The organism is Frateuria terrea (assembly GCF_900115705.1).
GTDB lineage: Bacteria > Pseudomonadota > Gammaproteobacteria > Xanthomonadales > Rhodanobacteraceae > Frateuria_A > Frateuria_A terrea.
In genome coordinates this window covers 332,648-345,283 of sequence record NZ_FOXL01000002.1, presented here as the reverse complement: position 1 = coordinate 345,283, position 12,636 = coordinate 332,648, and the positions used below count along the sequence as shown (strand labels likewise).

General features: G+C 68.8%; 12 protein-coding genes. 8 read left to right on the top strand and 4 right to left on the bottom strand.

What is annotated here, in order from left to right; genetic code table 11:
• The 3 genes from sufC to BMZ38_RS01605 all read left to right on the top strand — a co-directional run bounded on the left by sufC (nucleotide 1) and on the right by BMZ38_RS01605 (nucleotide 3,454).
• Complete coding sequence (gene sufC / locus BMZ38_RS01615) at nucleotides 1–768, top strand: Fe-S cluster assembly ATPase SufC (protein WP_091334311.1); 768 nt, start codon at nucleotides 1–3, stop codon at nucleotides 766–768.
• Nucleotides 765–2,069: a Fe-S cluster assembly protein SufD gene (sufD, locus tag BMZ38_RS01610; RefSeq protein ID WP_091333306.1), complete on the top strand. Its 1,305-nt coding sequence runs from the start codon at nucleotides 765–767 to the stop codon at nucleotides 2,067–2,069. Before sufC ends, sufD begins: the two co-directional genes overlap by 4 nt.
• A 131-nt stretch (nucleotides 2,070–2,200) precedes the next feature.
• Nucleotides 2,201–3,454 carry a cysteine desulfurase gene (locus BMZ38_RS01605; RefSeq protein ID WP_091333304.1) on the top strand — a complete coding sequence of 418 codons (1,254 nt, stop codon included), beginning with the start codon at nucleotides 2,201–2,203 and terminating at the stop codon, nucleotides 3,452–3,454.
• Between the two features lie 16 nt (nucleotides 3,455–3,470).
• Here BMZ38_RS01605 and BMZ38_RS01600 read toward each other — a convergent pair whose 3' ends face one another.
• Nucleotides 3,471–4,793, bottom strand: coding sequence for a PQQ-dependent sugar dehydrogenase (locus tag BMZ38_RS01600; protein WP_091334308.1), 1,323 nt, complete (start codon nucleotides 4,791–4,793; stop codon nucleotides 3,471–3,473).
• A gap of 161 nt (nucleotides 4,794–4,954) precedes the next feature.
• Here BMZ38_RS01600 and BMZ38_RS01595 point away from each other — a divergent pair, with 161 nt between their 5' ends.
• The 4 genes from BMZ38_RS01595 (at nucleotide 4,955) to BMZ38_RS01580 (ending at nucleotide 9,197) form a co-directional block, all read left to right on the top strand.
• Nucleotides 4,955–5,503, top strand: a complete 549-nt coding sequence (locus tag BMZ38_RS01595; protein ID WP_091333302.1) for a GNAT family N-acetyltransferase — start codon at nucleotides 4,955–4,957, stop codon at nucleotides 5,501–5,503.
• A complete protein-coding gene (locus BMZ38_RS01590; RefSeq protein WP_091333300.1) occupies nucleotides 5,500–5,826 on the top strand; it encodes a non-heme iron oxygenase ferredoxin subunit in 327 nt (108 codons plus the stop codon). The genes BMZ38_RS01595 and BMZ38_RS01590 overlap by 4 nt, the downstream gene beginning before the upstream one ends.
• 240 nt (nucleotides 5,827–6,066) lie before the next feature.
• Complete coding sequence (locus BMZ38_RS01585; protein ID WP_175483645.1) at nucleotides 6,067–8,289, top strand: M1 family metallopeptidase; 2,223 nt, start codon at nucleotides 6,067–6,069, stop codon at nucleotides 8,287–8,289.
• Nucleotides 8,289–9,197 (top strand): V-type ATP synthase subunit I, encoded by a 909-nt coding sequence (locus BMZ38_RS01580; protein WP_091333298.1) that lies wholly within the window; start codon nucleotides 8,289–8,291, stop codon nucleotides 9,195–9,197. Before BMZ38_RS01585 ends, BMZ38_RS01580 begins: the two co-directional genes overlap by 1 nt.
• A gap of 202 nt (nucleotides 9,198–9,399) precedes the next feature.
• Here BMZ38_RS01580 and BMZ38_RS01575 read toward each other — a convergent pair whose 3' ends face one another.
• From BMZ38_RS01575 to BMZ38_RS01565, 3 genes are all read right to left on the bottom strand, one after another.
• Nucleotides 9,400–9,939: a GNAT family N-acetyltransferase gene (locus tag BMZ38_RS01575; protein WP_091334304.1), complete on the bottom strand. Its 540-nt coding sequence runs from the start codon at nucleotides 9,937–9,939 to the stop codon at nucleotides 9,400–9,402.
• 22 nt (nucleotides 9,940–9,961) lie between these two features.
• Nucleotides 9,962–10,414, bottom strand: a complete 453-nt coding sequence (locus tag BMZ38_RS01570) for an SET domain-containing protein-lysine N-methyltransferase (protein ID WP_091333296.1) — start codon at nucleotides 10,412–10,414, stop codon at nucleotides 9,962–9,964.
• A 221-nt stretch (nucleotides 10,415–10,635) separates the two neighbouring features.
• On the bottom strand, nucleotides 10,636–10,983 hold the full coding sequence (locus BMZ38_RS01565) for a ComEA family DNA-binding protein (RefSeq protein ID WP_091333294.1): 348 nt from the start codon (nucleotides 10,981–10,983) through the stop codon (nucleotides 10,636–10,638).
• A 215-nt stretch (nucleotides 10,984–11,198) separates the two neighbouring features.
• On the opposite strand from BMZ38_RS01565, the gene BMZ38_RS01560 reads away from it, so the two are divergent.
• Nucleotides 11,199–12,632 carry a M20 family metallopeptidase gene (locus tag BMZ38_RS01560; protein WP_091333291.1) on the top strand — a complete coding sequence of 478 codons (1,434 nt, stop codon included), beginning with the start codon at nucleotides 11,199–11,201 and terminating at the stop codon, nucleotides 12,630–12,632.
• The last annotated feature ends 4 nt before the right edge of the window (nucleotides 12,633–12,636 follow it).

Here is a 12,636-nt window from a genome sequence, read left to right as displayed (position 1 = left end):
ATGCTCAAGATCGACAACCTGCACGCCCGCGTCGAGGGCAAGGACATCCTGAAGGGCCTCTCGCTCGAGGTGAAGCCGGGCGAGGTGCACGCCATCATGGGGCCCAACGGCGCTGGCAAGTCCACGCTGGGCAACGTATTGTCCGGGCGCGAAGGCTACGAGGTGACCGAAGGCTCGGTGCTGTTCGAGGGCCGCAACCTGCTGGAGCTGGAGCCGGAGGAGCGCGCCGCCGCTGGCGTGTTCCTGGCGTTCCAGTACCCGGTCGAGATCCCGGGCGTGAACAACACCTACTTCCTGCGCGCGGCCTTCAACGCGCAGCGCAAGGCCCGCGGCGAGGCCGAGCTCGACTCGATGCAGTTCCTCAAGCTGGTGCGCGAGAAGCTCAAGATCATGCAGCTCTCGCCGGACCTGCTCAATCGCGCCGTGAACGAGGGCTTCTCCGGCGGCGAGAAGAAGCGCAACGAGATCTTCCAGATGGCGCTGCTCGAACCGAAGCTGGCGATCCTGGACGAGACCGACTCGGGGCTCGACATCGACGCGCTCAAGCAGGTGGCCGAGGGCGTCAACGCGCTGCGCTCGCCGGAGCGCTCGTTCATCGTGGTAACCCACTACCAGCGCCTGCTCGACTACATCGTGCCGGACTTCGTGCACGTGCTGGCCGGCGGGCGCATCGTCGAAAGCGGCGATAGCAGCCTGGCGCTCAAGCTCGAAGAGCACGGCTACGCCTGGGTGGCCGAACACGGCGAACCGGCCGGGGCCTCCGCATGAACCAGCCCGCCCGCACGCCGTTCGTGGCCGCACTGGCCGACGCGCCGCTGCCGGCCAGCGGCATCGCCTGGCTGGACCAGGCGCGCCGCGGAAATCTCGAGGCCTTCGCCGACGCCGGCCTGCCGGACACGCGCGTGGAGGCATGGAAGTACACCGCGCTGCGGGCGCTGGCGCAGCGCAGCTTCGCCGTCGGCGATGCGCAGGCGTGCGAGCGGGTGGTCGACCCATCGGCATGGGCAATGGCAGGCATCGACGGTCCCGCGCTCGTGTTCGTCAACGGCGTATTCCGCGGCGATCTTTCCGTGCTCGACGCGTTGCCGGCTGGCGTGAGCCTGCAGCCGCTGTCGCGCGCCCTGGTCGATGAACCCGAAGCGTTGCGATTCGCCATGTCGCGGCATTACCGCGAGCCCGGCGACGCATTCGCCCGCCTCAATGGCGCCTTCGCCACCGACGGCACCGTGCTGCGCGTGGCTGCCGGGGCCAGGATCGCCGCGCCGTTGCGCGTGCTCTCCATCGGAGCGGCGGCCGGACATGATCTGGCCTGGCACGGGCGCCATCTCGTGGAGGTAGGCGAGGGTGCCGAACTGACATGGGTCGAACAGCACCTGGGCTCCGGCGAGCAGGCGCACCTGGCTACCCAGCTCACCGATTTCACCGTGCATGCGGACGCGACCCTCCACCATGTCGTGCTGCAGCAGGCTGGCGCCGGCAGCAGCCTGGTCCGCCGCAGCCATTACCGGCTCGATGCGCGTGCCCGGGCGCACCTGCACGTGCTGGAGCTGGGTGGCCTGCTGGTCCGCCATGACCTGCGGGCCGAGCTCGTCGGCGACGCGGCCGCTTTCCACACCCACGGTGCATTCCTGCCGGACGGTCGCCAGCACATGGATACCCAGCTGGCGATCCACCATCAGGCGCGCCAGACCGTCTCCACCTCGACCTGGCGCGGGGTGGCCAGTGGACGGGGGCGCGGCGTGTTCCGCGGAGCCATCGTGGTGAACGCCGGTGCCGACGGTGCCGATGCTTCGCTGGGCAACAAGAACCTGCTGCTGTCGGCACAGGCAGAGATCGATACGAAGCCGGAGCTGGAGATCTACGCCGACGAGGTGAAAGCCGCGCACGGCGCGACCGTCGGCCAGCTCGACGAGCGCGCGCTGTTCTACCTGCGCTCGCGCGGCATTCCCCAAGCGCAGGCGCGCACGCTGCTGACCACGGCCTTCGCGCGCGCGCCATTCGAATCGCTGGCCGACGCGGCGCTGCGCGAACACATCCAGCAGTTGCTGCTGGCCCGGCTTCCGGACTGACGCATCTCCTTCCGGCCTTCGGTCTTCACGGGAGGATGAGCAGTTCGCCACCCTCCCGCTGGGGCAAGCGCAACTTTCCTTCACATTCGGCAGGCTAAAACGTCGTGATCCCTTCACAAAACGAGACACCGATGTCCGCCACTGCCGCCCACGCGCACCCGGCGCCCGCTTTCGACGTCGCGCGCATCCGCGCCGATTTCCCGCTGCTTGCGCGCAGCGTGCACGGCAAGCCGCTGGTCTACCTGGACAACGCCAATACCAGCCAGAAGCCGGCGATGGTGATCGAGGCGGTGGACGCGCACTACCGGTTGCACAACGCCAACGTCTCGCGTGCCGTGCACCAACTGGGCGAGGAGTCCACGCTGGCCTACGAGGGTGCACGCGACAAGCTGGCGCGATTCATCAACGCATCCTCGCGCAACGAACTGGTGCTCACCTCCGGTACCACGCAGGCGATCAACCTGGTGGCCTACAGCTTCGCGCTGCCGCAGCTGAAGCCTGGCGATGCGATCCTCACCACGCTGATGGAGCACCACGCCAATATCGTGCCGTGGCAGCTGGTGGCCCAGCGCAGTGGCGCCTCGGTGAAGTTCGCGCCCATCGACGAGCGCGGCGAGCTGATCGTGGAGCGTTACCTGGACATGCTCACTCCCGACGTGAAGCTTGCCTGCGTGGCGCACGTCTCCAACGTGCTGGGCACGGTCAACCCGGTGCGCGAGATCGCGCGCGAGTGCACGCGCCGCGGCATTCCCCTGCTGGTCGACGGCTCGCAGGCGGTGCCGCACCGGCCGGTCGACGTGCAGGCGCTAGGCTGCGATTTCTACGCCTTCACCGGGCACAAGATGCTCGGCCCGACCGGCACTGGCGCGCTGTGGGCGCGCCGCGCGCACCTGGACGCGATGCCGCCGTTCTTCGGCGGCGGCGACATGATCCGGCAGGTGCGCGTGGACGGCACCACCTTTGCCGACCCGCCGCACAAGTTCGAGGCGGGCACGCCCAACATCGCCGGTTTCGTCGGCCTGGGCGCGGCGGTGGACTACTACCACTCGCTCGACCTGGCCGCGATCCATGCCTGGGAGCAGGAGCTGCTGGCCTACGCCACCGACCGGTTGCGAGAGGTACCCGGGTTGCGGCTGTTCGGCGAGGTGGCGGACAAGGAACCGGTCATCTCGTTCCTGATCCAGGGCACGCAATCGACCGACCTGGCAACGCTGCTGGATCTCGAAGGCGTGGCCGTGCGCTCGGGTCACCACTGCGCGCATCCACTCATGCAGCACTACGGCGTGCCCGCCACGCTGCGCGCCTCGCTGGCGTTCTACAACACGATGGACGAGGTCGACGTATTCGTCGCAGCGCTGCAGAAGGTGCGCAGGCTGCTGATGTGATGCGTCCGGGCGGGCGTCAGTCCACCGGTTTGTGGTTGCGACCGGTGGGCTGGCCCCCGCCCCGCGGATGGGCCGGAGCGACGCGCCAGATCGTGTTGCCCACGTCGTCGGCGACCAGCAGCGCGCCATCCCGGGCCACCGCCACGCCGACGGGGCGGCCCTGCGCGTTGCCGTCCTTGTCGACGAAGCCGGTCAGCACGTCCTGTGGCGGGCCGGCGGGTGTGCCATCGGCGAACGGGACGAAGATCACGCGGTAGCCGCTCAACGGCTTGCGGTTCCACGAGCCATGCTGGCCGACGAAGGCGCCGTCGCGGAACTGCGGCATCAGGGCCGCGTCGTAGAACGCCAGGCCCAGCGAAGCGGTGTGCGGGCCCAAAGCGTAGTCGGGCACGACCGCGCGGGCGACCCGTGCGGGATCCTGCGGCTTCACCCGTTCGTCCACGTGCGCGCCATAGTAGCTGTAAGGCCAGCCGTAGAAGGCGCCTTCGCGCACCGCGGTCATGTAGTCGGGCACCAGGTCGCTGCCCAGCTCGTCGCGCTCGTTCACTGCCACCCACAGCGCGCCGCTTTGCGGTTGCCAAGCCATGCCGACCGGATTGCGCAGGCCAGTGGCATAGACGCGGGTGGCGCCGCTGGCCCGGTCGATCTCGAGGATGCGCGCACGATCGCGTTCCACCGAGAGGCCATTTTCGCCCGCGTTGCTGTTCGAGCCGACCGTGACGTACAGCCGCCGGCCGTCCGGACTGGCGACCACGTTCTTGGTCCAGTGGTGATTGATCGGCCCGGCCGGCAGGTCGGCCACCTTGCTGCCGGCCGCATCGATGCGGGTCGCACCGTTGCGGTAGGGGAAGCGCAGCAGCGCATCGGTATCCGCCACGTACAGCGCGTCGCCGACCAGCGCCATGCCGAAGGGCGAGTGCAGGTGGTCGAGCAGCACGTCGCGCGTTTCGGCGATGCCGTCCCCATTGGCGTCGCGCAGCAGGGTGATGCGGTCGGCACTGGGCACGCCGGCGCCCGCGCGCTTCTGGATCCGCCGCATGGCCCAGCCCTTGAGGCCCGTGGCGTCCTGTGGGCGGGGCGGGGCATTGGTCTCGGCCACCAGCACGTCGCCATCGGGCAGCACATAGAGCCAACGCGGGTGGTCCAGCCCGCGGGCGAAGGCCTGCACGACCAGGCCGGGTGCGGCCGTGGGCTTGGCGCCCGGTGGCCAGCCTTTGGCTGGGGCGATGTTCACCGTGGGGATCAAGGCCGAATCGGGCGGCGGCAACGCGGGGTCCGGACCGAAGCCCGCCGCCACGGGCAACCGTGCGCGCACGCCGCAGGCGGCCAGCACCAGCATGCACGGGACGAGCCACAGCGGGCGTTGGATGAGCGGCACAGAGATGCCTCCAAGGGTGAGCCAGTGGAACGGTTGCGGCCAGAAAGCGGCGTGAAGCGCGGCACGGCCGCGATCCTGTCCCAGGTCATCGCCGCTCGCGCGGCCCTCGCTATCATGTGCGCATGTCGATGCTTCCCACGCCCAGTTTCCGCACGGCCAGCGCGGCCGATATCCCCTCCATCGTCGCGCTGGTCGAATCGGCCTACCGCGGGGATTCGGGTCGGCGCGGATGGACCACCGAGTCGGACCTGCTCGACGGCCAGCGCACCGACGCGGCCGACGTTGCCGAGGCGATCGCCCGTCCGGACAGCCGCATCATGCTGCTGGAACGCGACGGTCGGCTGCTCGCCAGTTGCCATGTCGAGCGGATGGGCGAGGCGGCCTACTTCGGCATGTTTGCGGTTGATCCCACGTTGCAGGCCGGCGGCTTGGGCAGGCTGCTGCTGGGCGAGGCCGAGCGCGTCGCGCGGTCGGAGTGGGGCTGCCGGCTGATGGAGATGACGGTGATCGTGCAGCGCGAGGAGCTGATCGCCTGGTACGAGCGCCGCGGCTACCGCCGTACCGGCACCTACAAGCCGTTCCCCTACGGCCAGGAGCGCTTCGGTATACCCCGCCGCGACGACCTGCGTTTCGAACTCCTGGTCAAGCAACTGGCCGGAGTGACCGCATGAGCCTGGCGGCGCAGGGCTGGGTGCGCGTGTGCGCGCCGGGCGAACTGCTGCCGGGCGAGTTCCGGGTGGTGTTCGACGGCGACACGCCGATCGCGGTCTACAACGTCGACGGCGGGTTGTATGCCGTCGAGGATGTCTGTACCCACGACGGTGGCGATCTGGCCGGTGGCGAGGTATTCGGATTCGAGGTCGAATGCCCGCGCCACGGCGCGCGCTTCGACCTGCGCACGGGCGCGGTGACTCGCCCCCCGGCCTACGAGCCGATCGCCAGCTTCCCGGTGCGAGAAGAGGCTGGCGCGATCTGGACGCGCGACGACCGCTGAGCATGCCGCGCATTTGAACCTGGCCCATCGCTAGGGGATCCCTCACCCCAAACCTCTATCCGGAGGGCAGCTGGAGGCTCAGTGTTTGCGCCTTCCACTGTTGCCAGGGCATGACCTTTGGCCTATGTGGCCCAGCCATGGATGCCGCACGCTGCGCGCCTGCGGTGGTCGCTTTGGGGGCGGCTGCCAGCATCTTGGATAGCGGCGGCCATGGGTCGCCAGGACAGGGGGGAGTTGCAGATGAAACCGATCGTCACCGGATGGCTGGGCGTGCTCGCGCTGTGCGGCGCGGTCGCCATGCCGGGCCTGCTGCACGCCCAAGTCGCGCAAGCCGCGGCTCCTGCGCCCGCGGCGAGCGCCGCGCCGGCATACACGCCGATTCCCTTCGCTCCCGCGAACGCCGCCGCACCCCGCACGGCCAGTGCGCCGAACGCCTGGGGCGGTCCGCGTACCGGCACCGAGCCGACGCTGTCCGATCGCGTGGTCGACTACCGCATCGACGCCGCCCTCGACGCGGCAAAGCATGCGGTCAGCGGCAAGGAACAGCTGACCTGGCGCAACCGCAGCGACCGCGAAGTGCGCAGCATTTACGTGCACCTCTACCTCAATGCGTTCCAGAACGAAGGCAGCACCTTCTTCACCGAGCGCGAGGTCCTCACTGCGCACAGCGGCTCGCGCGGCGAGGCCAAGCTCGAGAAAGGCCAGTGGGGTTGGATCGACCTCAAGCAGGTCAGCCAGAACGGCAGCGCGCTGAAGTGGTCGTTCGTGCATCCCGACGGCGGCCCCAAGACCGACCAGACAGTGGCGCGCATCGATCTGGCTCAGCCGGTGCCCGCCGGCGGCACGCTGACGCTGGACATCGATTTCCTCAGCCAGCTGCCGCGCGTGGTCGAGCGCACCGGCTGGTGGGGCGATTTCAACCTGGTCGCACAGTGGTTTCCGAAGATCGGCGTGCTGGAGCTGCCCGGCGAACGGGGCGCCACGCAGGTGCGCTGGAACGTGCACGAGTTCCACTTCAACAGCGAGTTCTACGCCGACTTCGGCCGCTTCGACGTCACCATGACCGTGCCCAGCGATTACACCGTCGGCGCGGTCGGCGAGCAGCAGGGCGCGCCGGTCACCGCCAACGGCAAGACCACCTACCACTACGTGCAGGGCGACGTGCATGACTTCGCCTGGGTGGCGGCCAAGGGCTACAAGGTGCTCGACGGCAGCTGGCAGGGGCCGGGCAGCCCGAAGGTCGCCGTGCGCGTGCTCTATCCCCCCGAATACGCCGCCAGCGCGCAGCCGGTGCTCAAGGCCAGCACCGACTCGCTGAGTTATTTCTCCGACACGCTCGGGCCCTACCCCTACCGCACGCTTACTGCGGTGGTGCCGCCGTACAACGCGTCAGAGGCCGGCGGCATGGAGTACCCGACCTTCTTCACCGCTGAGGGCTACAAGGAAGTCACGCCCGGAACGCTCAGCCAGTACGCGATCGATTTCGTGACCATCCACGAGTTCGGCCACGGCTACTTCTACGGCCTGCTTGCCTCGAACGAGTTCGAGGAGCCGATGCTCGACGAGGGCCTCAATGAATACTGGGACCAGCGCATGCTGCGCGCGCGCGACCAGGGTATCGACCTGACCACGCCGGGCCTGAGGCGCCTGGGCCTTGCGCCATCGATCAGCGGCTTTGCGATGGAGCGGCTCACCGCAGGCCTCAAGCATCCTTACGATCCGCTCGGCGAGAACGCCTGGGACCGCTATTCCAGCAGTAGCTACGGAACCGTCTATGCGCGTACCGCCACGGCCATGCACGATCTGGAAGAGCGGCTTGGCAAGGACGTCACCGAGCGCGCCTTCCGCGAGTACTACCGGCGCTGGCACTTCCGCCATCCTTCGGCGGCCGACCTGCGCGCGACGCTGATCGACGTTTCCGGTGACGCCCGGACAGTCAACGAAGTGTTCGACCAGTATGTGTACGGCACCGCGCGCATCGACGATCGCATCGCCAGCATCGACAGCGAAGAGGTGCTGCCGCCCGCGGGCAGCATGATCGTCAACGGCAAGCACACCGATGGCGACAGCAAGGCGCTCGACGAGCAGGTCGACAAGCAGCGCAAGGACTGGGCGAAAGCCCATCCGAACGCCAAGCCCGGCACCGGGCCGTTCCCCTGGCACAGCACGGTGAGCGTGGTACGCGACGGAGCACCGGTGCCGCAGACGCTGCGTGTGACCTTCGCCGACGGCAGCCACCAGGAACTGCGCTGGAACGACGACCGCCGTTGGGCGCGCTTCGACTTCACCGGTCCCGCCAAGGTGGTATCTGCCGAGCTCGATCCGCGGCAGAAGATCTATCTCGATGCGGACAAATTGAACGACAGTCGCACGACGGAACCCGACGGCAGCGCTTCGCGCCGCTGGAGCGCCGACTTCGCCGCCCTGGTGCAGGCCTTCTTCTCCTTGCTGGTGTCGCTGTGATGATGACCTCGACCCGACGTACCGATGTGGGTGCCGTGCTGCGTGCTCCCGTGGTGGCCCTTCAGTGGCGGCTTCTGCTGCTGTGGTTGCTGTTCCTGTTGCTGCCCACCGCGGCGGCGGCGCTGCCGTTCTGGCGGGCGCTGGCGGACCTGCTCGACCATTCGGTGCATGCCGCGCCATGGGCGCGCCGGTTCGACGGCCTGATGTTCGGCGACATGATCACGGCGCTGGACCAAGCGAGCGCGTGGTTCCATGGCTCGCTGGTGCTCGCGGTGGCGTTCGCGCTGTTGCTGGGGCCGTTCCTGACCGGGATGACCGTGGCTACCGGCCGCGCCGGCCGCGCGCTGGGCTTCGGCCAGCTGATGCAGTCCGGGGTGATCGAATACGGCCGCATGTTCCGCCTGATGTTGTGGTCGTTGCTGCCGTACGCGGTCGCCATCGGCTTGGGCGCCATGGCCATCGGCGCGGCGCACAAGTCGGCCGACCATGCGGTGCTGCAGAGCGCTGCCGATCGCTACCAGCACACGGCGCTATGGGTGCTGGCGGTGCTGTTCGTGCTGGCCCATGCGATGGTCGACTCGGCCCGCGCCGCCTTCATCGTCGACCCGGGCCTGCGCTCGGCGACCCGCGCGCTGGGTCGCGGCTTCATGCAGTTGCTGCGCCGGCCGCTGGGTACGTTGCTGAGCTACGTGATCGTCGGCGCCATCGGTTCGGCGGTCGCGTTGGCCTTCGGTGTGGCGCGCCTGCAGACCACGGCGGTGGGGTTGGGCGGCTTCCTGCTGGCGCTGCTGTTCACCGAGCTGGCCGTGCTCGCGGTCGGCTGGATGCGCGTAGCGCGGCTGTTCGCGCTGGCGGCGGTGGGTCGTTCGCTGGTGTCGCGGCGGGGCGGGTTTACGCCGGCGCTGTAGTCCCTTGTGTAGTCCCTTGCAAGAGGGACGCGCTTCGGTTTCGCGCGCCTTGCACCTGCGCTGGGACCAACCGGGATGTTTCGGCGTGCGTGTCCGTGCCCGGAGCTTACGGACTGCCAGTCTTTCGCTTCGAGGATCGGCGGCGAGCCGGAATCGAAGCTTGCCCGAGGGTGCAGTCCCGGGCAGGTGCTCCAGGGGCCGGCTAGGCCCAGGCCCTGCGCGTCTCGCGGTACGGCGGGTAGTAGGCAAACACGTGGTTGTGGCTGCCGTAGAAGTCCATGTCTTCGATGTGCTCGCCGCCCAGCCGCTCGGCGACCCGGTCGGAGGCCTCGTTGCCGATGCGCACCAGGCTGATCACCCGTTGCGCGTGCAACTGGTTCCAGGCGAAGTCGAGCACGGCGTGGCCGGCCTCGGTGGCGTAGCCGTGGTGGCGGAATTCGGGCTTGAGCATCCAGCCCAGTTCCAGGTCGGGCCAGCCTTCGGGATACATCAGGCCGGCGCGGCCGACGAATTCGCCCGTGTCCTTCAGTTCCAGCGCCCACATGCCGCAGCCACGCAGTTCCCAGTGACCCAGCAGCATGGCCAGCGAGCGCCATGCGCCAGTGCGGTCCAGCGGCTGGCCGTCGCCGATCCAGCGAGTGCTGTCGGGATCGGCCAGCATGGCGGCGTAATCGTCGAAATGGCTGGCGGCCAGTGCAACCAGGCGCAGGCGCGGAGTCTGGAGAGTGGGAATGTGGGACATCATCGGTCCGAATGGCAGGCCGTCACTTGAGCAATCGGCTCAGCGCATGCGTACTTGAGGCCAGGCTCTCGGCCCATGCATACCCGACGATCTTCTCACCGGTGGCGGTATCGATAAAGTCCTCGGCCTGACCGGGCGGGAGCAGGTGGCGGTAGTCCACCGTCAGCTCGGTACCGGCCGGCAGGTCGGCCAATGCGAACACGAAGCCGAGGTGCCACAGGCCCGTGGGTTCGAAGCTGTGGTTGATGTAGCACTCGTCCGGCCAGTCGGGCGAGAGCGTGTAGCGGTCCTCGAACCAGCGGGCGCTGGCATAGGCCAGCTCCGGGCGCGCGGCCAGGTCGGCCGGGCTGAAGGTACGGTCGATCGCGTCCGGCGCGGTGATGATGCGTCCGGCGGCTACGTCCTCGTCGAGGAACAAACCCTTGCCGGCGCCGCCGATGGCAGAGGCGGCAATGCGGTAGCGCGGGAGGATCATGGCGGGCCGGTAGCGTGGAAAGCGCGCGAGTGTAGCGCAAGCCCGGCGCAGCGCTGTTGGCGGCGCCAGGGTGCCCATCCATGGGCGTAGCCACTGCCATGGCGACAGGAGCGCTCCGCGCTCCCGACGAAGGGTCGGGGAACCGGCGAGGGGAGGCCGGAAGTCAACCCTTCCAGGCCCTCCCCCGGAGCTGTCGAGGGAAGGAATGGAAGCCGCGCCGATCAGCTCTTGGCAACGGCCTTGGTCTTGCGGTGCGCAGCCTTCTTGGCCGGCGCGGCCTTTGGCGGCGGCAGGTCGCCGCTGAAGCGGATGGCGTCACGGTTGCGCTCGAGCGTGCCCTTGCCGATTCCCTTGACCTGGGCCAGGTCCTCGACCTTCTTGAACGGGCCGTGCGCCTGGCGCCAGGCCACGATCGCCTGCGCCTTGGACTGGCCGATGCCGTCCAGCGACTTGGCGATGGTGGCCGCATCGGCCTTGTTGACGTTCACCGGCGTGGCGGCGAACGCCGGCAACGCGAGCGAGGCCGCGAGGGCCAGCGCGACGAGCAGGTTGCGGAACTTCGACTGCATGGGTTTCCCTCCCTGGGATGATTGGACGGCACCGTTGCCGCCCGGAAAGTGTGGCCATGCGCGCGGCCGGGCGCCGTCGGCGCGAGACTTGGCTTCCCGACGGGTAGGACGCTTGCGGATGTGGGTGGTGGCCGACGCCGTGTGGGCATGACAGGCCGTTCCAGTGCCGCTGGTACACTAGAGGGCTTCCCGTATATGCAAGGAGTCTGGCCCCCATGGATACCGCGCGCCTGTCCGGCTTCATCGGTGGCTTGTGGGACGACGAGATCGTGCCCCAGCTCGTCGAGTACATCCGCATCCCCAACAAGTCGCCGATGTTCGACGCACAGTGGGCCGAGCACGGCTACATGGATCAGGCGGTTTCCCTGCTGGAGCGCTGGGCGCGCGGCAAGCTGGCGTCCCTCAAGGGCGCGAGCCTCGAGGTGGTGCGCCTGCCCGGGCGCACGCCGCTGATCTACATCGACGTGCCGGCGACCCTGACCGGTTGCGAGGAGACCGTGGTGCTTTACGGCCACCTCGACAAGCAGCCGGAGATGACCGGCTGGGCCGAGGGGCTCGGCCCGTGGACGCCGGTGATCAAGGGCGACAAGCTCTACGGCCGCGGCGGCGCCGACGACGGCTACGCGATGTTCGGCTCGCTCTCGGCGCTGCTGGCGCTGTCCGAGCAGGGCGTGCCGCATGCGCGCTGCGTGATTCTGATCGAGGCGTGTGAGGAGTCCGGCAGCTACGACTTGCCGCACTACGTGGACCACCTGTCCGAACGCATCGGCAGCCCCACGCTGGTGGTATGCCTGGATTCGGGTTGCGGCAACTACGACCAGCTCTGGCTCACCACCTCGCTGCGCGGCATGACCGGCGGCGAGCTGACCGTGCAGGTGCTGGAGGAGGGCGTGCATTCGGGCGACGCCTCCGGCGTGGTGCCATCGAGCTTCCGCATCCTGCGCGAGATCCTCTCGCGGCTGGAGGATCCGGCCACCGGCCGGATCAAGCCGGAAGAGCTCTACGTGGAGATTCCGCCGCAGCGCGCCGAGCAGGCGCGGCGCTCCACGCAGGTGCTGGGCGAGGCGGTGTACGACAAGTTCCCGTTCGTCGAGGGCATGCAGCCTGTCACCCATGACCTGGTCGAACTGGTGCTCAACCGCACCTGGCGTCCGCAGCTGGCGGTGACCGGCGTCGGCGGTATGCCGACGCTGGAGAGCGCCGGCAACGTGCTGCGCCCGTTCACTGCGGTCAAGCTCAGCCTGCGCGTGCCGCCGACCCTCAATGGCGCCAAGGCCGGCAGGTTCCTCAAGGAGCTGCTGGAGAAGGATCCGCCCTACGGCGCCAAAGTCAGCTTCAAGCTGGAGAAGGACGGCAGCGGCTGGAACGCGCCGCAGCTTTCGCCGTGGCTGGAGCAGGCGGTGGCCGAGGCCTCCGAGCACTACTTCGGTGCGCCGGCGGCCTACATGGGCGAGGGCGGCTCGATCCCGTTCATGGGCATGCTGGGCGAGAAGTTCCCGCAGGCGCAGTTCCTGATCACCGGCGTGCTGGGACCGCATTCCAATGCGCATGGCCCCAACGAGTTCCTGCACATCCCCACCGGCAAGAAGGTGAGCATGGTGGTGGCCGAGGTGGTGGCGCGCCACGGCGAGCAGGCCCGGCGCGGCTGACCAG

Bases quoted from the DNA above. Each gene is read 5' to 3' on its own strand.
- BMZ38_RS01560 (WP_091333291.1), top strand. From the start codon at position 11,199: ATGGATACCGCGCGCCTGTCCGGCTTCATCGGTGGCTTGTGGGACGAC.
- BMZ38_RS01570 (WP_091333296.1), bottom strand. From the start codon at position 10,414: ATGATCCTCCCGCGCTACCGCATTGCCGCCTCTGCCATCGGCGGCGCC.
- BMZ38_RS01605 (WP_091333304.1), top strand. From the start codon at position 2,201: ATGTCCGCCACTGCCGCCCACGCGCACCCGGCGCCCGCTTTCGACGTC.
- sufD (WP_091333306.1), top strand. From the start codon at position 765: ATGAACCAGCCCGCCCGCACGCCGTTCGTGGCCGCACTGGCCGACGCG.
- BMZ38_RS01580 (WP_091333298.1), top strand. From the start codon at position 8,289: ATGATGACCTCGACCCGACGTACCGATGTGGGTGCCGTGCTGCGTGCT.
- BMZ38_RS01585 (WP_175483645.1), top strand. From the start codon at position 6,067: ATGAAACCGATCGTCACCGGATGGCTGGGCGTGCTCGCGCTGTGCGGC.
- BMZ38_RS01600 (WP_091334308.1), bottom strand. From the start codon at position 4,793: ATGCTGGTGCTGGCCGCCTGCGGCGTGCGCGCACGGTTGCCCGTGGCG.
- sufC (WP_091334311.1), top strand. From the start codon at position 1: ATGCTCAAGATCGACAACCTGCACGCCCGCGTCGAGGGCAAGGACATC.
- BMZ38_RS01565 (WP_091333294.1), bottom strand. From the start codon at position 10,983: ATGCAGTCGAAGTTCCGCAACCTGCTCGTCGCGCTGGCCCTCGCGGCC.
- BMZ38_RS01595 (WP_091333302.1), top strand. From the start codon at position 4,955: ATGTCGATGCTTCCCACGCCCAGTTTCCGCACGGCCAGCGCGGCCGAT.
- BMZ38_RS01575 (WP_091334304.1), bottom strand. From the start codon at position 9,939: ATGTCCCACATTCCCACTCTCCAGACTCCGCGCCTGCGCCTGGTTGCA.
- BMZ38_RS01590 (WP_091333300.1), top strand. From the start codon at position 5,500: ATGAGCCTGGCGGCGCAGGGCTGGGTGCGCGTGTGCGCGCCGGGCGAA.